A 21,966-nucleotide genomic window follows, 5' to 3' on the forward strand; every position below is an offset into this window, starting at 1 on the left:
TTCTCTCACCCCTTCACGCACAGCACCTGCTTGAGCGTGTGCACCACGTCCACCAGGTCGCGCTGGGCGGCCATCACCGCGTCGATGTCCTTGTAGGCCATCGGGATTTCGTCGATCACGGCCTCGTCCTTGCGGCATTCCACCCCGGCGGTGGCGGCGATCTGGTCGGCCACGGTGAATTGCTTTTTGGCCTGGGTGCGGCTCATGGTGCGGCCTGCGCCGTGGCTGCAGCTGTTGAAGCTGTCAGGGTTGCCCTTGCCGCGCACGATATAGCTTTTGGCGCCCATGCTCCCCGGGATGATGCCCAGCCGCCCTTTTTCGGCATTGACCGCGCCCTTGCGGGTGACGAACACGTCTTGCCCGAAGTGCGTTTCTTTCTGCACGTAGTTGTGGTGGCAGTTGACGGCTTCCACGTGCGTGTCGAAGGGCTTGGCGATGACGTTGCGCAGCGCGTGGATGACGCGCGTCATCATCACCTCGCGGTTGGCGGCGGCAAACTTTTGCGCCCAGCCCACGGCCTGCACGTAGTCGCCAAAGTACTGCGCGCCTTCCTCGAAGTAGGCCAGATTGGCATCGGGCAGGTTGCGCTGGTGCAGCTCGGCATCTTTCTTGGCCAGCTCGATGAAGTGGGTGCCGATGGCGTTGCCCACGCCGCGCGAGCCGCTGTGCAGCATGATCCACACGCTTTGCGCCTCGTCCAGGCAGATTTCGATGAAGTGGTTGCCGCCGCCCAGCGTGCCCAGGTGCTTGTGGTTGTTGGTGTTGCGCATGCGCGGGTGCTTGTCGCAGATGGCGTTGAACTCATCCACCAGCCGCGCCCAGGCGGCGTCAGTTTCCTCGGGCGGGGTTTCCCAGCCGCCCTTGTCGCGGCCGTATTTTTTGGGCGTCATGCCGTGCGGCACGGCTTTTTCGATGGCCGAGCGCAAGGGGCCGAGGTTGTCGGGCAGGTCGCTGGCGGTGAGCGTGGTTTTGCAGGCCATCATGCCGCAGCCGATGTCCACGCCCACGGCGGCGGGGATGATGGCGCGCACGGTGGGAATGACCGAGCCGATGGTGGCGCCGATGCCATAGTGCACGTCGGGCATGACGGCCACGTGCTTGAACACGATGGGCAGGCTGGCGACGTTGAGCAGTTGCTGGCGCGCCTCGTCCTCCACCGGCACGCCCTGCGTCCACATCTTGATGGGCGCGGCGCTGCCTTGCTGCACGTGCAGGTGGCTGCCGTGTTCGCCCCGGATTTCCACAACCTCGGGCTGCGGCTTTTCTTCAGCAGCCGCATGGCGCGATTGCGCGGCGGCCAGGCGGCGGGCGAGACGGGCAGCGGCGGCGTCATCGGCGGCGGTAGTGTTCGCGATGCTTTGTTCGGTGTGTTGTTCGGTGCGCATGGGTGATTCTGTTGTTGTGTGTGGATCAGGTGGGTGCATCCGTCTTTGCAGGGTGCGTGCCGCTGGCAGGCCCGCTTCGGGCAAGCGATGGTTCGTCGATGCGGCGCTCTGCCGTCAATGATTCATTCAAGCCGCAGCGTCCAGCCAGCAGCGCTGCAAGCGCCCAGCGGCATCTTCCAGGCGGTCTTGCTGCTCCAGCCGCAGCGGAGGCAAGGCCTTGGCGCCGCGCCGGGCGCCCCACAGCGCGCCGGCCATGGCAGCAATGGTGTCGGTGTCACCCCGGCAGGCCGTGGCAAAGAGGATCAGCGCCTCGAAAGGCTGTTCAAGGTGGCGCAGCGCCAGGTACAGCGCAGTCACGCAAGAGGTGCGGGCCGTGATGCCGTGGCCCAGCATGCGCGCCACCTGGCGCGGGGTAGGCGCATCGCCCCGGGCCAGCCAGGCGGCAGCGGTGCGCAAGGCGGGATCGAATGCTTCTGCTTCGGCATCCGACAAGGCGCCGCGGGCGGCAGTCAATACGGCGTCAGCGTTGGTGCCAGGCGTCATGAGGGCGCGGGTCGCCAGGGCCAGCAGCACTGCCCCCGCCATGCCCTGCGGGTGGGCATGGGTCACTTGCGCCGACTGGCGCGCGGCCTGCGCCAGCGCCTGCTCGGTGACAAAAGGCCACAGCGCCAGCACGGGCGCGCGCATGGCTGCGCCATTGCCCCATGAGCCTTGAGGGTGAACGCTGCGGTTGGCCTGCTGCCAAGGTTGGCCCGCGCGGATGCGGCGCAGCACCTTGGCTGCGCCAGGCCCATAGCCGCGCCGCCACTGGTAGCTGCGGGCAAAGCGCTGCGCCAGATCGTCCTGATTCAGGCTGCCACAGGCCAGCAAGGATTCAGCCAAATCCAGGCTCATTTGCGTGTCGTCGGTAAAGCGACGCACCCCCTCGGGCGTGCGGCCCAGCAGCGCCCACAGGCCGCGCGCCAGCAGTCCGCCCTCATACGGCGCTCCCAACGTGTCACCCAAGGCAAGGCCCAGCAAAACGCCGCGCACGGTATCGGTGGAGGGAATGATGTCGGCAGATATGGTCATAACGCTTGTTTTGATGGCTTGAAAGTCTTGATGCACTGACGCCGGGGGCGTGCAATTGCTGGCTTCTGCGAATCAGAACGGGGTTGATGCTCTGAATTGAAGCGTGCTCCACCAGCTTGTGCAGCAAGGGCTGGAGGTCTTGCCCACGGTGATTGAAGCGATAGCAAACTTCACCGGACCAAGGCGAGCGCTTCAGGGCAATCGGCAATGGTCGCGCTCAGACGAAGCGCCTGCCCTCTTGCTGGATGGTTTCGGCATTCAGGTTTTCTTGGTTTTTCATGGGTTTCTCTTTTTCAGTTCAGCAGTTGGCGCAGGGCGTCGTCAGAAAGACCTTGCGTCATGGCGTCGATCAGGCATTGCGTACGCTGCTCTGGCGTGAAGTAGTCGCCCCAGCGCCATTTGTCCACGTCAGGCGCTCGCGCCAAATCCAGCACCAGCAGGCGGCGTGCGAAGGTGAGGCAGTGCGCCTCGTCGCTGAGCCATGCGGTCATGCGCTGCTGGTATTCGGGCTGGTCATCGGCAAAGGCGTTGCTGATGCAGCCCTCGTCCCAATAGCCAAACCAAGCCGAATCGGCGTATTGCAGCGTGGCCTGTGGGGTGTCGGTATGCAGCCAAAGATCCAGCAAGGGCTGGATGTCAAGCCCGCCTTTGTGCCACATGAGCAGCGTGTCAAACAGCGTGTAGCCAATCTGTGTCGATTCGTTTTCCCACGGGTAGCGATTCAGTGATTGAGCCCACATGGCTTGCGCCACGGCCTGCACGGCCTGCCATTGCTCGGGGCTGAGGCTGTCCGCCGGGCAGCGGCCCAGGCGGTCCAGATACAGCTCGGTGCTGTGATGCACTTCTTTACCTTGCGCAATCAGCTCCAGCAAACGGGGCAGGAAATAGCCCACCTCGGCGATGCTCTGCACATCGTTTTTGGCCGAGTTGTTGTATTCATAAAGGTGCTTGGGCGTGAGCTGGCGCAGCGGCAGGCGACGCAGTTGCTCTTCCATCTCGGGCTCCACGCAGCAGGGCATGCACACATCCAGCGGCCCGGCAGGCGGCGGGCAGGCGCTGAAAACACGGTAGGCGTGTTCAATGGCAGCCGCCAAGGCGGAAGACATGGTGTTCATGGCTGTTTCTTTACTGCGGGTTTCTTGCCGCTACTTTCACCGCTTAACGCTGCAAATTACCAATGCGAGCAGTCGCGGCAGGTACGGCAATGCTTGGCGTCGCTGTAGATGGGGCCGTACGCCACTTCGTACCACCACTTTTGCTGCTTGGCGGTCCACACCTCTTGCGCGCCGCAGCGGCAGCAGGTGAAAGGGTTGGTCGATGTAGTAGCCGGGCAGAAAGGTGGCGTTGTTGTGCTGGGCCAGCACGGCCTGGTCGACCAGTGCCACACCCTCGCCCTGGCGCGCGGCTTGGGCGATGAGGGCGCGGGCCTCTTGCGCGTTGGCCAGTCTTGCGTGCGCGCCAGCCGTTGCTGTTGCTGCTGGGCGCGCCTTTGCTTGTTGCTGCTTTTCATGCGTGAGCCCCCGATGGGATGTGGCGCAAGGCCCCGTCAAAGTCCAGGGTGAACACGTCAAAGTCCCGTGCCAGAAAGGCCGCGCCCTGGTAGGCGGCCTGCACTTCCTGCATCAGCAGGGCTTGCTGCGCGTCGCTGTGGTGGCGGGCGCTGAAGTGGGTGAGGATGAGGCCGGGCAGGCCCGCCGACTGGGCGAAGGCGGCCACGTCGTGCGCGGCGCTGTGCATGTAGGCAGGGCCAACCTTGTCCAGCGCGGCGCGGCTGTAGGTGGCCTCATGCACCAGCAGGGCCGCGCCTTGGCAGGCGGCGCGCAGCACTCGGGCGTCGGCGTTGTCGCCGCCCATCACGGCAGCCAGGCGGCGGGTGTGGGTGCGCACAAAGTCTGCGCTGCGCAGGGTGCGGTCGGCGTGCCGCACGTCTTGCCCGGCTTGCAGCTGGCCCCAGGCGGGGCCGGGCGGCAGGCCCGCCGCGCGCAGGGCGGGCGCGTCGATCTGGCGCAGCTGCTGGTGCAAATCAAAGCGGAAGGCGTGGCTGGGCACGCGGTGGCGCTGCGCGTGCGTGCTCAGGCGCAATTGCACATAGGTTTGCACATGGGCTTGCGCCTGGCCGGAGGCGCTGGGAAGATCCAGCGACTGCGCGCGCAGGCTTTCCACCGGTATGAAGTGCACCGGATAGGGCAGGTGCGTGCCCGTGCATTGCTGCGTGGCCTGCCACCACTGCCACACCGGCAGCGGGGCCACCAGCATCAAAGGCTGGCTGCGCCCGTGCATGCCCGCGCTGGCCAGCAGGCCGGGCAGGCCCAGGCAGTGGTCGCCATGCACGTGGCTGATGCACACACCGGCCAAATCGCGCAGGGCCAGCGGTGTGCGCAACAATTGTTGCTGCGTGCCTTCGCCGCAGTCCACCAAATACCAGCCCGGTCCGGCCAAGGGCACTTGCACGGCCAGGGCCGACACATTGCGCCAGCGCGTGGGCAGGCCAGAGGAGGTGCCGAGGAAGGTGAGACGGAGCATGATGAAAATGCGGAATACAGGTGAGTTCGCGGGTTTGCCCAAGCGGGCGATTTGCCGGTGACCTCGGAGCCTTTCAAATTCATGGCGACAACCGAGCCAATGATGCTTCTGAAGGATGCATCATCATGCCGCGCGAGGTGCGTGACCGGCTCAGAAGTGGTGACTTATTGGAGGTGGTTCGATGAGGGTACTGATTGTTTTTTTGGGGTTTTTCTCTTCAATGGTATTTGCATCACAGGAATGCGTTCAGGAAGTCAAAGTCAATGACAAATCATTGGTTTTGAATAAAACCACCCGAGCTGAGGTGGAGAAAATTTTTGGGGTCGCACAGGAATCCAAAAACCTGTATGAAGCTCCATATTATGAGCTGTGCTACAAGGTGAATGGTGGGGATGCCGCATTGATGTTTGGGTTTCAATCGGGCAGTGATTTTTTGAGATCCGTGCAGATGGGGGTTTGGAACAGTGCGCTGGATGAGCGCATTCGCTGCTCGGAATCTCCACTCAATCAAATATCATTGAACAATAAGGTGCTGGGTCAAGAAGAAAAGAAGTCGACTGACGGCACGCAAGTTTTAATGAAGCACTGCACCATCCGAGAAGTTGACCGTGCTTTCTCGGGTATTTTGGTGGATTCTGGGGTGTATTTGATCGATTTGGAGTAATTTTCTGGTCGGAAACGGCGTGAACAGCCCCTAGGTCTCAAATCCCACCCGATCATATCGGTCGCTTATTGAACAGATCAGGCCGCCCTCGATACCACAGTTTCATGGCCTGCAGGGGCGTTTGACCCTTGAGGGCAGACTGTGGCAGTTGGTGGTTGTACAAGGCCACGTAGCGCAGCAGCGTTTGCTGCAGGTCTTGCGCGCTGTTGAAGCGCTGGCTCATTACAAGCAATGAATAGCGGATAGCGCTTTTTGTCCATGCAATCGTCCGGGATGCGACAAATATAGGGCATCACTTTGCTCCGGTATTGATGAATGCTCACTGCACCATGCCTTGCCGGGCGGCGCGGGCGTAGTCGGCCAGTTCCTGGTCCTGGCCGCGCAGTGATTGAATGAAGCCGTCGATGCGCGCATGGATTTCCCGCTCGCGTTGCAGATGCTCTCCCTCATGCCCCAGTCCATGCAAGGCGGCGATTTGCACGGCGCGGCAAGGCACGTCCAGCATGGCCGAGAGCACGTGCCACATCGCATCGCGCCATAGCAGAACCTGTCTGGCAAGGTAGAAAGTGGGCCAGACGTCGAACCACATGTAGCAGACAAAGCCCAGCCGTCCTGGCTCATGGCCGATGGCGGTGCGCACATGCGCCAGGCGCGGGCCGATGCAGTCCTGCCAGAGCCTGGGGAAGGCCTGCATCATGCGCATGGCTTCGGCCAGCGGTACGCTGGGGTCGATGGCGGCCAGTGGAATATCGCCCGCATCGTTGCTCATGACATGGTGCAGGCCCATGCCGATTTGCTCGTCGCTGTAGGGTGCCAAGTCGCGCCCCGCGTTGGCAAACAGCACGGTCTGGATGCGCGTCCACTCCAGCGGGGTGGCGTCGAACGGGGCCTCCGTTCCATCCCAGTTCCAGTACCACTCTTGCCCATGCCGGGCAGGCACGGGGCGGTCGAACAGGTAGCGCAAGGCTGCCTGGTATTTGTCTTCTGCCAGCCCCATGCCCTGTGGCGTCCAGTCTGGCGCGGTGGTGCGCTTGGGTTTTCGTACGCTTTTCATGGGCGTGCCTCATGGTGTTTTTCTTGTGGGTGTTGGTGGGCGCGACGGGATTCGAACCCGCATCAATGCAGCAACCAGGGTGTTTAAGGGAACGCTGAATCAGTCCCCGCAGTGCGGCGTATCCCTGTGTGGGGATGGGATGCAAGGCGCAAACCGCAGCAATAGCCCCCGCTATTGCGAGGCTTTGCAACGCAGCAGACCGCCCCAGACAGGGATACGCCGTGCGCGAGAGACTTATTCAGCGTTGCCTTAGCTCCACTGGCCCAGTCGGCGATTGGAAACGCGCGCCAGTGACAGACCCGTCATCGGAGCCAGCACCTGCATCCTCAACCTTGATCGCCAACCAACTTGCCTGCCGCACCCGGTGTTACCCGGACTGCCGGTTGTTCACAAACATTTTTGGCAGTGGCGCTCCCTTCTGTGCCAGCGCGCCCTGAAATCCTTTGTGTGTCAAAAAAACTGTCGGGGCAGGTTGAACGCCGAACGTTCAACGTTCAACCTCCCTTCAACGCAGCTTGACCAGCCCGTTTAAGACCTGATCCAGCCCGCCGACGACGGAGATCTTGTCGATGCGCTCGGCCACGCGCTCCAGGGTTTCCAGCTCTTTCATGCGCAGAGCCACGGGGTTGTCTTCCATGACCTTGGCGGTGTTGAGCAGGGAGCGGGTGGCCGCCGTTTCCTCGCGGCGGCGGATGACGTTGGCTTGGGCGGCCTTTTCGGCCTCGACCACTTGCGCCAGGATGCTGCGCATCTCGCCGGGCAGGATGATGTCCTTGACGCCCACGCTCTCCAGCGCGATGCCGCAGCCGGCCAGCTTGGCGCGCACGGCTTGCAGCACGGCGCTGTCGATGGCGGCCTTGTCGTCCAGCAGGGCATCGAGCGTGCGCTGGCCAACGGCGGCGCGCAGCGCGAATTGCAGCTCGCGGTAGACGTGCTCGGCCGGCTTGGGCAGTTGCGCGAAGGCGGCCTGCACATCGGCATAGCGCCACACGGCGGCCAGGTTCAGGCGCAGGCCGACCTTGTCGCGGGTGAGGATGTCCTGCCCGGCGACCTCGGCGGTTTGGGCGCGCAGGTCCACCACCTCCACCGCCAGGCTGCGGCCAAAGCGCCAGAAGCCGTGCACGCCGGGCGCCAGCGCGGCCTGCAACTGGCCGTCCAGCCACAGCAGGCCGGTGTGGAACTGCGGCACCTGCGTCAGCAGCACGCCGCCAGCCAGGCTGGCCGGGCCGCGGCGCTCGGCCAGTTGCTGCAGGCGCGCGGCCAGCTCGGGCGCGATGCGGGCGTCAGCCGGCAGCGGCAGCACCTCCACACGCACCTCGTGCAGGTGCTTCCAGTACAGGCGGCGGGTGCCGGGAGGCAGCACTTCGGCCAGCAGGCCGTCCTCGTAGCGCAAGCCCACTTCCGATTCGCCCAGCTCGGCGCGCACGAAGTGCTGGGCCAGCACCTCGGGCTCGTGCGCCATCAGGTAGTCGGCCAGCGGGTGGGTGAAGGCTGGCGCGTCCTGCCCGAAGCGCTGCACCTGCAGCGCCTCGCCCAAGGCCCAGATGCGGTGCTTGCCGGGGCCCAGCACGCGCGCGAAGTCGCCGCCGCGCAGCAACAGGCCGCGCTCGTTTTTGTTCACCTGGAAGGTCTTGTAGCCGTAGGTTTTCATGGTTTTCTTCTCTCTCGCAACAACAACATCAAAAGGTGCCGAACCTGCCCGAGGGCCTGTTCAAAGTCTTTGAACAGGCTCTGGCGACGGGCTGGCGTGGCGCGGGGGCGGGGCATGGCGGGCCGGGGTGGGATGGCGCGAAAAAACACGCGCATCCGGCCCGGCTGGCCATGCCGCCACGGCCCCGCGGCCTGCGCCTGGCCACGTGCGAGAACACGCAGCCGGGCGCTGCCAGCGCAAAGCCGCCAGGGCGTGTGGCTGGCCGGTGCAGTTCAAGCCCCCAAGGCCCTGCCCTGCCCGGCCTGCCACGGTTCGGCGGGTGGTCTTGCGACCGTTTCACTTGTAGCCAGCCTTGCGGCTGGGGAAGGATGGGCGGGAGTCGAACCCGCGACACACGTGTTATCGGCACGTTGCTCTATCCAACTGAGCTACCAGTGGAGGCATGCCCGGAGTCGAACCGGGGACGAAACGTCGGCTTCCACGCCCATGCCGTGTCAGACGCTCGCGCCGCGCGGCATACCGGATGCGCAACGCCCATGTCGGCCTCATCAGCCTCAGCGGGCGGCCACCAGCACCGGCAGGGCGGGCCTTTGGCCCCAACCCTGGCCTGCGAGCGACAGGCACTCACGTCTGACGCTTTGTTGGATTGCAAAGGCCGTGCCAAGTCGCCCCAGATGGGCTAAAAATGTTTTTAAGCCATTGATTTCAAAGAAAAATTTTTTTCAGCCCAAAATGCACAAGGCCATCTCAGCGATTGACCGCGTGGTTCGAAATAGAATATTGGATAATCAATTCGCCATTTCTAGCTTTTAATCTACTTTCGATATGGGCAAGAAAAACGTCGTCATCGGCTACCTGGGCACACAGCTTGATGCAGGCGGCGGCAAGGGCCGGTGGGAGAAATGGCGGCCCACGGTGTCGCTGGTGCAGCAGGCGGCCTGGCCAGTGGACAGGCTGGAGCTGTTCTACGCCAGCCGCTATCAGCGCCTGGCAGACCGCGTGCTGGCCGACATTGCCGAGCTGTCGCCCGCGACCCAGGTCAACCTCGTCCCGATGGAGTTGAACGACCCCTGGGACTTCGGCGAGGTCTATGCCGGGCTGTACGACTGGGCGCGCAGCTACCCCTTCGACAGCGCGCGCGAGGACTACCGGGTGCACATCACCACCGGCACGCACGTGGCGCAGATCTGCCTGTTCCTGCTGGTGGAGGCGCGCTTCATCCCCGGCGTGCTGCTGCAAACCAGCCCGCCCCGGCGGCAAAACGGCGAGCAGCCCGGCAGCCTGACCCTGATCGACCTGGATCTTTCGCGCTACGACGCGCTGGCCCAACGCTTTCGCCAGGCCCAGCGCGAGGCACGCGCGCACCTCAAAAGCGGCATCGCCACGCGCAATGCGCGCTTCAATGCGCTGATCGACGAAATCGAGCGCGTGGCGGTGCGCTCGCGCGCGCCCATCCTGCTGGTTGGCCCCACCGGCGCGGGCAAATCGCACTTGGCGCGGCGCATGTACGAACTGAAAAAGGCCCGCCACCAGGTGCAGGGCGCTTTTGTCGAGGTCAACTGCGCCACCCTGCGCGGCGATGGCGCCGCCTCCACCCTGTTTGGCCACAAGCGCGGCGCCTTCACCGGCGCCGCCGCCGACCGCGCCGGGCTGCTGCGCAGCGCCGATGGCGGGGTGCTGTTTCTGGACGAGATCGGCGAGCTGGGCCTGGACGAACAGGCCATGCTGCTCAAGGCCGTGGAAGAAAAACGCTTCTACCCCATGGGCAGCGACCAGGAGGTGGAAAGCGACTTCCAGCTCATCGCCGGCACCCACCGCGACCTGCGCGCCGAGGTAGCCGCCGGGCGCTTCCGCGAAGACCTGTTCGCGCGCATCAACCTCTGGACCTACCACCTGCCCGGCCTGGCCGAGCGGCCCGAGGACATCGAGCCCAACATCGACCACCTGCTCGCGCGCCACGCCAGCGAAGACGGCCACCTGGCGCGCTTGAGCAGCGAGGCGCGGGCGCGCTATCTCGCCTTTGCCCAATCGCCCAGGGCGCCCTGGCGCGGCAACTTCCGCGACCTGGCCGCCAGCATCACCCGCCTGGCCACCCTGGCCGAAGGCGGCCGCATCGGCAGCGCCCTGGTCGAAGCCGAAATCGCCCGCCTCGAATGGCTGTGGCACGGCAAGGCCGAAGCCGGTGCCGATGCCGCGCCCGCTGGCAATGACGCCGATGGCACTGCCGCCAACCACGGCCACGACGAAGACGCACTGCTGCACGCCCTGCTCGGGCCCGAACGGCTGGCCGCGCTGGACCTGTTCGACCGCCTGCAACTGCGCGCCGTCATCGCCTTGTGCCAGCGCAGCGCCAACCTGGCAGACGCCGGCCGCCAGCTCTTCAACCACTCGCGCACCCGGCGCAGCACCGCCAACGACAGCGACCGCCTGCGCAAATACCTGGCCCGCTTCGGGCTGAGCTGGGCGGACATCCAGGCCCACTCCTCCGAGGACTGAATACAGCGTGCCGCAGCCATGGAGGCTTGAAGATTGCTGCTCAAGCCCAGCCGCCGCCGCCCTGACGCTCATGCAGGCATGCAAAAAGCCGGCATCACGCCGGCTTTTTGCTCTGGAACAAGAAGGCGCGTTGGCGCGCGATCACTTCCCCCAACACTCGGTCACGATCGCGCCGCTGGTGCTTCCATTGGCGCCACGCAAGCCCGTATTGCTCAAGGTATAGGCGCCGCACCTGTCCCCCGACTGAGCGCCTTGAGGCGTGGCCGTCAGCGTGAAGCTGGCCCCATCGGTGGAGTTCAATGCGATGGTGTAGCGCCCATTGGGCACAGCCCGAAGTCCTGCCGGGAACTGCCCCGTCCGCGGGTACGTACCCTGTGCCGTGGCGGCGCGCTCCATCCACTGGGCGGCTTGCAGCAAGCCTGCCCTGGCCTCGGCCCGGTGGCCACGGCGCACGTACTCTTGATAACTGGGATAGGCGATGGCCGAGAGAATGGCCACCACCGCCACGACGATCATCAATTCAATCAAGGTAAAGCCCTGAGATTTCATGGGTGCCGATTGGCGCGATGCGCGCAAAGAAGTCTGTATGAATGCCATGCAAGCCTCCGTGATGTGCGGCGTTATTGGAGCTGGCGCCAGCTGGGGCGCAAGGCCTGAATGGGCATCAAGGCCAGCTTGTTTTCCTGGGGTGTTGGCTGGCCACCACCAGAGCTGGTGACCACGGTGTTCCGATCGGTTTTGATGGCCGTCATGCTGTCGGGCAACAGGGACATGCGCGAGACGTTGTTGTCATCTCCGTTGTAGAAGCCATCGCCATTCAAATCCATCAGCTGCACCGAAGGCGGCTTGCCCGTCATGATGTTGAGCATGGTGAGGTAGCGCTTGCCCGCCTCAGGCACGGCCGAGCAGGTCTCATCCTCCAGATCGCCCGAGCCCCGCGCCGGAACCTGGGTATTCACGGCCAGGATGTTGCTGCCGTCGTAGAAGGGCATGGTTTGCAACAGGCGCTCGCCGCTGGCGGGCAGGTTGAGGAACCAGCCCTTGGTCGCTGGGTTATTCCAATCCACCTCATTCCCACTGGTGGCCCAGAAGTCGGTGCCGGCGCTGACGCCCACGCCCGAGTGTGTCGTAGCGCTTGCCACCTTCTGGGCAACCAGCGCTGTCGCGGCCGGCAAAGCCTGCGGCGCAGGAATGGTGGCGCCACCCTCAGTCCCGCCCGGATGCACTTGCAGCAGCTTGGCAGAGGCAGAGGTGCGCGGCTTGTAACGGGTGTTGTCCAGCACCGAATAAATGGCCTGTGTTTCAGTGGCGGATCGGTCCTCCATGGTCAGATTGCGGCCCGTGCCAAACGCCACCATCATGCCAGCGCCTTTGGGGTGAGCGCGCACTGTGGGCGCGGCCGTGATGGGCTGGCGCACGCAGGGGTTGCTGACCTGGCCAGCGTCCGTGCGTTTGCAGGCCGTGAACAAGGGCTGGCCGCCAAAGGCCACGCCCCAGTCGCTGGGCGAATCGCTGCTCACATCGAATTTCCACAGGTTGCCCTTGAGGTCGCCAGCGTAGATGACATCGGGCCTATCGTCGCCATTGATGTCCACCAGGCGCGGGGCAGACAGGCCATTCTCGCTCTTGTTTTCAACCGTGGCTGTGGCTGAGCTGGTGATGGCCTCGATCTTGCGCACACTCTTGTCGCCATCCAAATACTGGATGTAGAGCACCGGCTGCTCATTGGCGCTGTTGTAGCCATTGCCCAGCACGACGGCCCAACGACCGTTGTTCATCTGTGCCACTTGCGCGGCGCGCATGGGGTAGGTTTCGTGCGCGACTGGCGCGCTGAAAATATGGCCCAGGTCCGCATCCACGCCTGTGGGGTCGGGCGCGCCCGTCAAATTGCGCGGGATTTCCGTGGCATCGAGCAGCACCAGGCTGGCAGCGTTGTTGGCAGAAAAATCGTCGGGCTTGGTCACATCCAGCACAAAGTAGCCGCGCCCGCCCGCGCCCAGGGTGCCCACCAGCACGGTTCTCCAAGAGCCACCAATTTTGGCATCGCCCGCAAACGGCGAACCATCGACATAGAACTTGTGCGTATAGCTGGGCAAGGTCAGCTCACGCAGGCCCGGCACAATGCCCTTGGGTATATAGGCAATGCGCTCCCTGCCATCCTTGGCCGAGAAGCCATGCAACATGCCATCGTTGCCGCCCACGTAAATCATGGCGTCATCGGCGCTTTGGCGGTTGTTCTTGGCAAATTGCAGGTAGCTGGCATCGCCATAGCCGCTGGCGGGCTTGCCCACGTACCAAATGCTGGAATTGACAATATCGCCCTGGCGCGACTGGCGCGTGCGGTAGTTGGCATCTGTCTCCAGCGTGCGGCTGCCACGCAAAAAGTCGATGCGTTTTTTGCCCTCATCAGGGTCGGCCGCCCCTGCCCCGCCCGACAAAGCGTCGCGCTGCGCCTGACTGAGCGGCTGGCTGCCACTCGCAGTACGCCAGACAAAGGGCACGCCTTGCCCAGTCGCATCGTTGGTGGTGAGAATCAAGCGCTGTTTGATTTGATCCTCGGTCAAATCATCCAACATGTCGGCCGTATTGCGCGGATTGGTGCCATTCATGCCCCACGTCATGTTGGGGCTGCGCTGGCCTTCGGTGTTCAAAGTCCAAGCCTCGACATAACCCTTCCAGGCCCTGGCCGAGTCAAAAGTGGATGTGAACAGGCCCACATCGGTGAACACGTTGTTGCTGCCGCTGGCCGCCGTGGCTGTGGTACCGGGCTGGGTATCGGCGCTGATGCGCTTAAAGATTTCGGTAAAGGCCGCTGTCAGGCGCTCTCCGCTATCAACAGGATAGAACTTGCCCCGGCTGTTCAGCGCCATATGCCACAAGTCGGAGGGACGCGTCGAAGATCGATCTGCCGTCACACCTACCTCAAGCACAGGCCAACTCTGCGTAGTTGTATACAACCGGTTGAAATCACCACCGTAATTGTCGGCCAGGACGGTAGGGTCCGCCGTGACCCAAGACTGGTCAAATTGCGGAAATGGCGCCCACTCATAGGCAGACCTACTGTAGCCAATAGAGAAAGTGATCAAATGCTGCCAAGTCGCTGGGTTGTAACGCGGATTCCAGAATCTGGGCACCACAACACTGCCCACCGTAGTTTCAGAGGGCGCGTTCAGATAATCTGGCAAAAGCGCCACCTCATTTCTTATTGAGGGCTGCAAATCAGTAATCCAGCTTTTGAAAGCCCAGTCAGCCAACGTACCCGACTCTTCACCGCGAAATACCTTTGCATAGCCAGCATTGGGATTGTAGCTTTCGGGCGTCCCCCCAATATTAGACACACCGTCATTATCCAAATTACCCGTAGGCAAAATCGCTGGCCACTGACTATTCCATGAACCATCGGTCAAAAAAATGTGATAGGCACGACGGCATCCCAAATAAGGCTCAGCAGCCACACCAGGATTTTTTGCCCATGGGCTATTGACCCCTTGCGCACTGGACATATAGTTATGCGCCTGTTGCATCATACGGTGCGAAGGTGTACCACTACTCGGCCTCAACGAGTTTAGATAAGCTTGGAATGTACTGCGATGTGTACCTTCAAACAGCTTCATAGAATTCAGAGAGCCTTGCGTCAGGCTCCTGGCATCAAAGGTTTCACCATTGTTGTGCATGGACTGCCATGCCATTCGGATGGAGCCATCTGCCACTACATTGGTCATCGCCGTTGCAAGCGAACTTTTCAACGTGCGAATGCGCGATTGACCAGGATCTGCCTTGAAAAATCTCTGAGACCCCTGACCGGGCAAGGTATACAACCTAAACCGCCCCCAACTACCAACTTGATTCCTTGTTGCATAACCGCCAGAGTTTAGTTCATAGCGACACTGGGACTCCCCAGCGTTATTTCGCACATAAACAACGCCATTATAAACGACCCCTCCACCATAAATTGGGATTGAGTCTACCGTTCGACATCCATCAATATCCCAAGACATACTCCCTGAATTATCCAAGGACAAAATCACATTAGGCTTAGGCGGTTTAAAACCCGTACCGGGGGGCGTATCAGCCAGCTCCAAAGGCGCGGCCATCAACTGCGACGCGCCTGTCACAGCCAGCAGAGAAAGAACTGCTTGATAAAGGGCGGTTTTCTTAAACATGAGAATCCTCCACTACGGGAAATTAATCTTTGAGTTTTTGAGGCACAAAAGTCTGCTGCAGCACGACGCGGGTGCCATTTTTTCGGCCGTAGGCAATGGCAGTGACGCGGTACACCACCAGCGGATCGACGCTCAAGGGCACCAGGTTGGCCGCCCCGCCCACGATCAGGCCTGCGCTCTGGGCCGCATCGGTATAGGGCAGCACCTCGATCCAGTACCAGGCGCCGACATTGCCATCGCCCCTCTGGTTGAGGATGGCGCTGCCGGCAGCGCCAATCTCATCGGTGTTGCTGCCCGCAGTGGCGCCGGTGAATTGGCCATAGCGCGCCCCCACATTGGCTTGCTGCATGGCGGCCAGCAAGGTGGCGTCGCTCCAAAAGTTCTGGCCTTTGTATGCGGTAGTGCCGCGCTTGGTGCACAGGCCGTGCATGCATTGCGAAGCGCCCGCGCCGCTGAGCTGGGCCAGCAGCGGGGTGATCTCCTCCGCCCCTTGTGGGGGGTACAGGGTAGCGCCGGCCCGGCAGCGTTGAGGCACGCTGGCATCTTTCGTGCAGATTGAGCCATCGGGGCTTTCGCGCAGAATGTCGAGTTCTGCATCCTGCAGCATGGCCTGGGCGGCAGCAAATGCACGCTGGTAATCGGCATCGTTGCCCACCACCATCTGATTGAACAGCGCCGAGCGCGAAGCCCACAGGGCCAGCAGCATGCCCAGCAAAACCATCACCAGTACGATGAACAGCGCAACGCCGCGCTGGCGCACTGCCGGACGAGAAACGATGTGATGATGAATAGTCGTCATGGCTACAGCGAATGAAGTGATTCCAGCCTAGGGCTTTCAACTGCCCAGCACGCCTTGACTGCGCAGCTGAAAAACGTTGCGATACACCTGATGGATGCGGTCGCCGTAAGGCGCCGATTGATCCTGACAGTTGCGGTAACGGGATTCGTTAGGCACATCGGAAACCTGCGTGCCCACCATATCCAGGCACACCTCCACAGCCACCACATCGGCCCAATCGGTCACGGCAGAGGCTGCAACGCGAGCAATTTGAGGGTTGCCAGTTGCTGCGCCCGACTGGATGAAATACCGGACCTGAAAATCGGCCACGTTCTGGATGACGGGCTGGCCCTGCCCTGCCGTGCCACTGCAAACCAGCTCCCCATTGCGCACAGAGAAACGGCTGATGATGCTGGGGTAAGCGCCCCCTGTCGGCGTCCCACCGGCACCGAGGCAATCCCGAAACTGGCTGCCAACATCGCCCGCGGTATTGCCCAAAAGTTCGGCATAGTTCTGGTGGCCCACAGTCAGTGCAAATTGCGTGCTGTTTGGCGTTTCCACGCCATTGATGATTTCGCTCCATTGGTCGTAGTCCTCCAGAAAGGCCACTTTGGTGCCAGCCGACAAGGTTGTGCTTGTGCCCTGATTGGTCTCGGCATCCAGATCAAGCTCCAGCGAGCCTGCCTGGCGAATTTGCTGGCCCAATACACGAAAGGCGTAGGAGGCCTGCTGCTGCAGCTGCGCAGCCTCGCTGACTGTGGTGGAGGCCCCGCGCGAGATAAACACAGCCCCCATGGCCACGGCCACGACCAACATACCGATGGTGACGCCCACCATCAGTTCCACAAGGGTCACACCCTGCTGGCGCAGCCCGGGGGCAGGCCAACGCTGCACTTGGCCCCCTGCGAGATTCAAAGAGTTTTGCAACATATCCAATCCAATGCAGATGTCAAAAAACCAGCTTCAGATTCTTTTTACGCTGCCGTCGCCACAATATGGGCGGGCCGTGCCCGAATTGGTGTTTGCGGTGCAGCGTGCAGACAATTGAATGAATTGCAAGTGGCAGGTGCGGCCAGCCGGGCAAGTGATGGTTTCCCCAGCCGCATTCCTGCTGCTGAGCTGGAAGTACCGATTGAAGGCTGTATCGCTGGCGTTTTCTGCAGATTGGCTCTCCCGCCAGGAGATCATGACGCCAATCTGACGACGGTTGCCGGCGCTGACACTGGCTTCATCGTTGACCAAAAACACATTGGCATTGGCCAATGGCAAAGCGGCGCGAACATCGCTTTTCCATTTTTCGATGTCGGATCGCGCCAAATCGGCAGAGCCACATCCAGCAGAACAATCAACCGCTGTGCCGTCCTGATCCCAACCGATGACGTAATTACTCGCCGTGCCCTGCGCAAACGAATTGGGGTTCATGCGCATGCGCTCGCTCAGGTTTTCAATCAGGCGAATGGCCTGGGCTTGCCGCACGGCGGTCTGGGTGTTGACCATGGTGCGCATCTGCATACCCAAAATACCCAGAATACCCAAGGCTGTGACCAGCACGGCCACCAGCGCTTCGATCAACGAAACGCCGCTTTGGCGCGAAAAAGAAGTTGGAGAATTTGGAATAGGCTGCTTCATGGCATTACTCAACTGCAAGAAATTCCGCCCGATTGGGGAGTAACGACACGCACAATCCCACTGGCGTTGACGCAAACCCCCAGGGCCGCCCAGTCGGCAAGGGTTTTGCCTGTGGGCACCACACTGAAACTCGCTGCACTATTGAAGAATCCTCTGGAATCGACTCTGATTTCCCCAGTGCCAGCGACACGCGAAATGGTGAGCCTGTTGGGCGCATCGTAGCGTTGCAGGATAGGCTCGCCGGTGTCGCAGGCGCCGTCAGTATTTGTATCTGCACAAACCTGCCAGCCGCAATTCCAGCCACTGCACGCTCCACCAGTCAAGCTTGTGATTACAGCGCCACCGCGTTTAATAGCTTCGGAGCGCGCAAAATACACGCTCGATTGCAGGAGTTCGCTGGCTTGACGCACTCGCCAGCGCTCTATCATCGGCGTGAAATTGGGCGCAGCAATGGCGACAAGCACCGCAAGTACGGCGATGACAGTCAGTAACTCAACCAGAGTAAATCCTGCCTTCAATCTGTACTGGCGAGAAGCGCGCGAAGTTAATGCGGTGATATACATGGCAGTTGTTTAAGAGGACCGAATCTCAGCCTTGGGCTGGGGCGTTAGGCAATCCGCGACAAAGAGGTTGTTCCCCCAATGAGCTGGTGCTCAATCATGTGACGCCAGCAAGGAACAAAATCCATGCATGCTGCGCCATGGAAAGTGTGCATACCGCACTGGAGTCTTGCAAAACTCTTCTTTCGATACATTGAGTTTGCCAACAAGCCAAACACTTCCACCACTGCCAAGCGATCTATGGCTCCACCGGGGTGACTAGTGGACAGCTTGATGCGCCGCCCCTCATCACCATTTGCAGCGATGTTCTTGATGACATTCAGCGCTTTGCCTGCGACGGCTCATGCGCGCGCCTACATGCATCGCCAAACATCATCCCGTAAGCGGCAATGACGCCGCAGAAGTTGGAAGTCGCAATCAAACAAGCAAAAAGCCAGACGCAGCAATCTGCCGCATCTGGCTTTGTTCAGTTGAGGCCCGCCTTTCAAGGCCTTGGCGGACGGCCCGCGAGGGCGGCCTCTGCGCTGCGAGGATTTCAGCGCGGCGCGACGTCCGGGTTGGCCTTGCCGCGTTCGCTGCCGGCTTCGATGGCGGCGGTGTCGTCGGTGATGATGGACAGGTCGTCGCGCTGGCGCTCGGCGGCGTTCTGGCGCTCGATCAGGAAATACAGCACCAAGCCCACGGCGATGGCGTAAATGGTGGCCTTGGGGTCAGGCATGGCCAGCGTCACGGCCACGATGCCGGCCACGCCGCGCTCGGCCGAGTCCTTCAACTCTTCCATGCCCACCATGATGCAGATGTAGGCCGTCAGGATCAGCGTCAGCGACAGCGCCAGCGGCAGCACGGGCTTGAACATGCTCACCAGCGGCAGCGCGAACAGCGCCAGAAAACCCGAGATCCAGAACGTGCCCTGGCCGCTGTAGATGCTGTCCATGGCCTTGCGGCCCAGGGCGTAGCGCTCGGCGGTGGTGGCCTGGATGGGCGTCCACAGCGGGCCGGCCAGGCCGGGCCAGGGGGCGAAGATGGCGTGCATGCCGTTGCGGATGGCCGTGACCAGGTGCACGCGCGTGACGTTGGTCTCGATCACCTCGTCGGGGCGCTGGTGGTCGGCGCGCTTGACCAGCGTGAAGCCCACCAGAATGTCGCCAAAGGCAATCACATAGGCGATGACGGCCGTGGGCGCGGCCAGCAGGAACATATCCCAAGTGGGCCAACCGACGTTGAAGGCCAGGTGATCGAACAGCAGGCCGAAGTTCGGCTTGGTGATGCCCCACTCGATGTTGGGCAACGGAAACTCCTTGATGGCCCAGCCGATCAGCATGGCGACTACGATGCCAGGCACCATGCCGAAGTTGGAGATGATCTTGGCCAGACGGTTGCGCAGCACCACGCTCTTGAACGAGAGCGAGAACAGGATGTAGGCGGCGATCATGGCGCCAATCAGAATGGACACGGGCGCGTTGGAAACCCGGCCGCCGGCTTTGAGCTCGCCCATCATGGCGGCAATGCCAGCGCCAATGATGATGCCGCACTTGAGCGAGTTGGGGATCAGCGTCACCAGCTTGTTGCCCAGCCCGGTGATGCCCAGGATCAGGAAGATCAAAAACACCTCGATCTGCAGCGCCACCATGGCCTTGACGGCCTCCGGCCCCGGCTGGAAGTTCTGCAGATACAGCAGCACCACGGGAATGGCCGGCGTGATCCAGCCGGGCACCAGCGGCACGCCCAGCAGCGCCGGCAGCATAAAGCCGATGCCGCAAATCACCACGCCAGCCAGCGCCGCCTCGTAGGGCAGGCCCAGGTACTGCTGCAGCAGCGGGATCATGCCCAGGCTGACCACGAACATCAGGAAGGCCTGGATCATCTCCGGGAATTCCCAGCGGTAATGAATGAAAGGCAGCCTGACCTTGAACGGCCCCAAGGGCCAGTAAGGATGTTCTTTTCCGTATTCGCGTTCGATTGGCATCAAAAAACCTCGCCTGTGTTTAGGGGGAAACGACAGCCTTCACGGCCACAGACGGCCCGGGGAAGGTCTGCTCGTCGAAACAGTGCGCGATTGAACCACAGCCCAAACCCGTAACATGCCTGGGCACATAGGCAAGAACCCTGATTGCGCCGAACACGGTAAGGCGCGCCAAGGCACAGCAAGCTGGCTTTTGCAGGGGCAAGGGAAGGGCCTGCTGATTGTTTCCGAATCACCCTCCTCAGGTGCGGTCAGCCGTTGCGGCTGGCCTTGCACCAGGCGCTCAGCAGCGCTCAGCCCAGCTGGGCTTCGATTTGGGCGGCGGCTTTTTCGGCAATCATCAGCGTGGGGCTGTTGGTATTGCCGCTGGTGATGGTGGGCATGACGCTGGCGTCCACCACGTGCAGGCCATGCACGCGGCCGCCCCGGTCATCGCGCAGGCGCAGCTGGGGGTCGAGCACGGCCAGAGGGTCGCCGTCGCGGCCCATCTTGCAAGTGCCCACGGGGTGGAAGATGGTGGTGGCGATATCGCCGGCCAGGCGCGCCAGCTCTTCGTCGCTCTGGTACTGCGCGCCAGGCTTGTACTCGTGCGGGCGGTATGGCGCCAGGGCCGGCTGGGCGACGATGCGCCGCGTCACGCGCAGGCTGTCGGCAGCGACCTGGCGGTCTTCCTCTGTGCTGAGGTAGTTGGGCGCAATGGCCGGCGGCTGGCGGTAGTCGGCCGACTGGATGCGCACGCTGCCGCGTGAGCTGGGGTTGAGGTTGCAAACGCTGGCCGTGAGCGCGTCAAAGCGATGCAGCGGCTCGCCAAAGGCGTCCAGGCTCAGCGGCTGCACGTGGTACTGGATGTTGGCGTGCGCGTACTGCGGCGATGAGCGCGTGAACGCGCCCAGCTGCGAGGGCGCCATGCTCATGGGCCCGCTGCGGCGCAACGCATATTCCAGCCCGATCAGGCCCTTGCCCCACCAATGGCGCGCGCGGCTGTTGAGGGTGCGCGCGCCCTGCACCTGGTAGATGGAGCGGATTTGCAGATGGTCCTGCAGATTGGCGCCCACGCCGGGCAGGTCGGCCTGCACGGCGATGCCGTGGCGCTGCAGCAGCTCGCCCGGGCCCAGGCCCGAGAGCTGCAGGATCTGCGGCGAGCCAATGCTGCCAGCGCTGAGCACCACGGCGCGCGCCTGCAAGGCCAGGCTCTGGCCACCGCGCAGCACCTGCACGCCACTGCAGCGCAGGCTGCCATCGGGCTGACGCTCCAGCAGCAGGCGTTGCACCTGCGCGCCCGTCCAGATGCTGAGGTTGCGCCGCTGGCGCACCGGGCGCAAAAAGGCCTTGGCGGCATTCCAGCGCCAGCCGCTGCGTTGGTTGACCTCGAAATAGCCCACGCCTTCGTTATCGCCCTGGTTGAAATCCTCGCTGCGCGCAATGCCCGCCTGCACGCAAGCCTGAGCAAAGGCATCCAGGATGGGCCAGCGCAGGCGCTGCTTTTCCACGCGCCACTCGCGCCCGAGCTGCGCTGCCTGGGGGTGGCGCTGGCCGCCGTGGCTGCTCGCAAAGCTGGCTGGCGCCTGCGGCGCTGCGGCATCAAGCCGGTAATGGTCTTCATGCTGCATGAAGTGCGGCAGCACAGCCTGCCAGCGCCAGGAATCATCGCCCGTCAGCTGCGCCCATTGCTCATAGTCGCGCGCCTGGCCGCGCATATAGATCATGCCGTTGATGCTGGAGCAGCCGCCCAGCACCTTGCCGCGCGGGTAGCGCAGCACGCGACCGTTCAGCCCTGGATCGGGCTCGGTGTGGTAGAGCCAATCGGTGCGCGGGTTGCCAATGCAGTGCAGATAGCCCACTGGGATGTGGATCCAGTGGTAGTCGTCGCGCCCGCCAGCCTCCAGCAACAACACGCGCCGCTGGCCGTTTCGGCTGAGGCGGTTGGCCAGCAACGAGCCGGCCGTGCCCGCACCAATGACGATGAGATCGAACTGCGCGCCAGGGGCGGCGCTGGCGCTGGGCTGCGAGACGGAAGAAGAAGTCATGG

At 62.6% G+C, this 21,966-nt stretch carries 17 protein-coding genes, 1 tRNA gene and 1 pseudogene; 2 read left to right on the plus strand and 17 right to left on the minus strand.

Features of this window, described 5'->3' with window-relative positions; genetic code table 11:
* Positions 1 to 5: 5 nt before the first annotated feature.
* From CLI93_RS03690 to CLI93_RS03710, 5 genes are all read right to left on the minus strand, one after another.
* Complete coding sequence (locus tag CLI93_RS03690; protein ID WP_095995693.1) at positions 6 to 1,178, minus strand: RtcB family protein; 1,173 nt, start codon at positions 1,176 to 1,178, stop codon at positions 6 to 8.
* Positions 1,179 to 1,511: 333 nt separating this feature from the next.
* Complete coding sequence (locus tag CLI93_RS03695; RefSeq protein ID WP_095995671.1) at positions 1,512 to 2,456, minus strand: ADP-ribosylglycohydrolase family protein; 945 nt, start codon at positions 2,454 to 2,456, stop codon at positions 1,512 to 1,514.
* A 293-nt stretch (positions 2,457 to 2,749) separates the two neighbouring features.
* Positions 2,750 to 3,571: a hypothetical protein gene (locus tag CLI93_RS03700; protein WP_143326981.1), complete on the minus strand. Its 822-nt coding sequence runs from the start codon at positions 3,569 to 3,571 to the stop codon at positions 2,750 to 2,752.
* Between the two features lie 56 nt (positions 3,572 to 3,627).
* Entirely contained in the window at positions 3,628 to 3,966 is a 339-nt protein-coding gene (locus CLI93_RS03705) for a zinc-ribbon domain containing protein (protein WP_238946609.1), read from the minus strand.
* The gene (locus CLI93_RS03710; protein WP_095995673.1) at positions 3,963 to 4,979 is read right to left on the minus strand and encodes a ribonuclease Z; all 1,017 of its coding nucleotides are present in this window, start codon (positions 4,977 to 4,979) and stop codon (positions 3,963 to 3,965) included. Before CLI93_RS03710 ends, CLI93_RS03705 begins: the two co-directional genes overlap by 4 nt.
* 181 nt (positions 4,980 to 5,160) lie before the next feature.
* On the opposite strand from CLI93_RS03710, the gene CLI93_RS03715 reads away from it, so the two are divergent.
* Positions 5,161 to 5,643 carry a hypothetical protein gene (locus CLI93_RS03715; protein ID WP_143326982.1) on the plus strand — a complete coding sequence of 161 codons (483 nt, stop codon included), beginning with the start codon at positions 5,161 to 5,163 and terminating at the stop codon, positions 5,641 to 5,643.
* A 30-nt stretch (positions 5,644 to 5,673) separates the two neighbouring features.
* Here the strand turns inward: CLI93_RS03715 and CLI93_RS14710 are convergent.
* The 4 genes and pseudogenes from CLI93_RS14710 to CLI93_RS03730 all read right to left on the minus strand — a co-directional run.
* Positions 5,674 to 5,860 (minus strand): annotated as a pseudogene (locus CLI93_RS14710) (IS481 family transposase); the annotation flags it as partial.
* 102 nt (positions 5,861 to 5,962) lie between these two features.
* Entirely contained in the window at positions 5,963 to 6,697 is a 735-nt protein-coding gene (locus tag CLI93_RS03720) for a hypothetical protein (protein WP_095995675.1), read from the minus strand.
* A gap of 505 nt (positions 6,698 to 7,202) precedes the next feature.
* Positions 7,203 to 8,348: a slipin family protein gene (locus tag CLI93_RS03725; protein ID WP_095543478.1), complete on the minus strand. Its 1,146-nt coding sequence runs from the start codon at positions 8,346 to 8,348 to the stop codon at positions 7,203 to 7,205.
* Between the two features lie 359 nt (positions 8,349 to 8,707).
* Positions 8,708 to 8,781 (minus strand) — tRNA-Ile (locus CLI93_RS03730).
* A 392-nt stretch (positions 8,782 to 9,173) separates the two neighbouring features.
* On the opposite strand from CLI93_RS03730, the gene rtcR reads away from it, so the two are divergent.
* The gene (gene rtcR, locus CLI93_RS03735) at positions 9,174 to 10,844 is read left to right on the plus strand and encodes an RNA repair transcriptional activator RtcR (protein ID WP_095543479.1); all 1,671 of its coding nucleotides are present in this window, start codon (positions 9,174 to 9,176) and stop codon (positions 10,842 to 10,844) included.
* Positions 10,845 to 10,985: 141 nt separating this feature from the next.
* Here the strand turns inward: rtcR and CLI93_RS03740 are convergent, their stop codons facing one another.
* From CLI93_RS03740 to CLI93_RS03775, 8 genes are all read right to left on the minus strand, one after another.
* On the minus strand, positions 10,986 to 11,393 hold the full coding sequence (locus tag CLI93_RS03740; RefSeq protein WP_095543480.1) for a type IV pilin protein: 408 nt from the start codon (positions 11,391 to 11,393) through the stop codon (positions 10,986 to 10,988).
* 71 nt (positions 11,394 to 11,464) lie between these two features.
* Complete coding sequence (locus CLI93_RS15330; protein ID WP_095543481.1) at positions 11,465 to 15,007, minus strand: pilus assembly protein; 3,543 nt, start codon at positions 15,005 to 15,007, stop codon at positions 11,465 to 11,467.
* A gap of 22 nt (positions 15,008 to 15,029) precedes the next feature.
* Positions 15,030 to 15,806 carry a pilus assembly PilX family protein gene (locus CLI93_RS03750; RefSeq protein WP_095543482.1) on the minus strand — a complete coding sequence of 259 codons (777 nt, stop codon included), beginning with the start codon at positions 15,804 to 15,806 and terminating at the stop codon, positions 15,030 to 15,032.
* Positions 15,807 to 15,842: 36 nt separating this feature from the next.
* Entirely contained in the window at positions 15,843 to 16,715 is an 873-nt protein-coding gene (locus tag CLI93_RS03755) for a PilW family protein (protein WP_095995676.1), read from the minus strand.
* A gap of 33 nt (positions 16,716 to 16,748) precedes the next feature.
* Complete coding sequence (pilV, locus tag CLI93_RS03760) at positions 16,749 to 17,414, minus strand: type IV pilus modification protein PilV (RefSeq protein WP_095542768.1); 666 nt, start codon at positions 17,412 to 17,414, stop codon at positions 16,749 to 16,751.
* Positions 17,415 to 17,422: 8 nt separating this feature from the next.
* Positions 17,423 to 17,977, minus strand: a complete 555-nt coding sequence (locus tag CLI93_RS03765) for a GspH/FimT family pseudopilin (protein WP_095542767.1) — start codon at positions 17,975 to 17,977, stop codon at positions 17,423 to 17,425.
* A 532-nt stretch (positions 17,978 to 18,509) separates the two neighbouring features.
* Positions 18,510 to 19,940 (minus strand): solute carrier family 23 protein, encoded by a 1,431-nt coding sequence (locus tag CLI93_RS03770; protein WP_095542766.1) that lies wholly within the window; start codon positions 19,938 to 19,940, stop codon positions 18,510 to 18,512.
* A gap of 290 nt (positions 19,941 to 20,230) precedes the next feature.
* The gene (locus CLI93_RS03775) at positions 20,231 to 21,964 is read right to left on the minus strand and encodes a GMC family oxidoreductase (RefSeq protein WP_095542765.1); all 1,734 of its coding nucleotides are present in this window, start codon (positions 21,962 to 21,964) and stop codon (positions 20,231 to 20,233) included.
* Positions 21,965 to 21,966 lie beyond the last annotated feature (2 nt).

It is taken from the genome of Vandammella animalimorsus, assembly GCF_002288875.1.
GTDB classification, from domain to species: Bacteria; Pseudomonadota; Gammaproteobacteria; order Burkholderiales; family Burkholderiaceae_C; genus Lampropedia; species Lampropedia animalimorsus.

Coding starts and splice junctions, on each gene's coding strand:
- CLI93_RS03775 (WP_095542765.1), bottom strand. CDS start 21,964: ATGACTTCTTCTTCCGTCTCGCAGCCCAGCGCCAGCGCCGCCCCTGGC.
- CLI93_RS03690 (WP_095995693.1), bottom strand. CDS start 1,178: ATGTGGACGCAGGGCGTGCCGGTGGAGGACGAGGCGCGCCAGCAACTG.
- CLI93_RS03720 (WP_095995675.1), bottom strand. CDS start 6,697: ATGAAAAGCGTACGAAAACCCAAGCGCACCACCGCGCCAGACTGGACG.
- pilV (WP_095542768.1), bottom strand. CDS start 17,414: ATGAAGCAGCCTATTCCAAATTCTCCAACTTCTTTTTCGCGCCAAAGC.
- CLI93_RS03700 (WP_143326981.1), bottom strand. CDS start 3,571: ATGAACACCATGTCTTCCGCCTTGGCGGCTGCCATTGAACACGCCTAC.
- CLI93_RS03770 (WP_095542766.1), bottom strand. CDS start 19,940: ATGCCAATCGAACGCGAATACGGAAAAGAACATCCTTACTGGCCCTTG.
- CLI93_RS03715 (WP_143326982.1), top strand. CDS start 5,161: ATGAGGGTACTGATTGTTTTTTTGGGGTTTTTCTCTTCAATGGTATTT.
- CLI93_RS03740 (WP_095543480.1), bottom strand. CDS start 11,393: ATGAAATCTCAGGGCTTTACCTTGATTGAATTGATGATCGTCGTGGCG.
- CLI93_RS03725 (WP_095543478.1), bottom strand. CDS start 8,348: ATGAAAACCTACGGCTACAAGACCTTCCAGGTGAACAAAAACGAGCGC.
- rtcR (WP_095543479.1), top strand. CDS start 9,174: ATGGGCAAGAAAAACGTCGTCATCGGCTACCTGGGCACACAGCTTGAT.
- CLI93_RS03710 (WP_095995673.1), bottom strand. CDS start 4,979: ATGCTCCGTCTCACCTTCCTCGGCACCTCCTCTGGCCTGCCCACGCGC.
- CLI93_RS03755 (WP_095995676.1), bottom strand. CDS start 16,715: ATGTTGCAAAACTCTTTGAATCTCGCAGGGGGCCAAGTGCAGCGTTGG.
- CLI93_RS03695 (WP_095995671.1), bottom strand. CDS start 2,456: ATGACCATATCTGCCGACATCATTCCCTCCACCGATACCGTGCGCGGC.
- CLI93_RS03765 (WP_095542767.1), bottom strand. CDS start 17,977: ATGTATATCACCGCATTAACTTCGCGCGCTTCTCGCCAGTACAGATTG.
- CLI93_RS15330 (WP_095543481.1), bottom strand. CDS start 15,007: ATGTTTAAGAAAACCGCCCTTTATCAAGCAGTTCTTTCTCTGCTGGCT.
- CLI93_RS03750 (WP_095543482.1), bottom strand. CDS start 15,806: ATGACGACTATTCATCATCACATCGTTTCTCGTCCGGCAGTGCGCCAG.
- CLI93_RS03705 (WP_238946609.1), bottom strand. CDS start 3,966: ATGAAAAGCAGCAACAAGCAAAGGCGCGCCCAGCAGCAACAGCAACGG.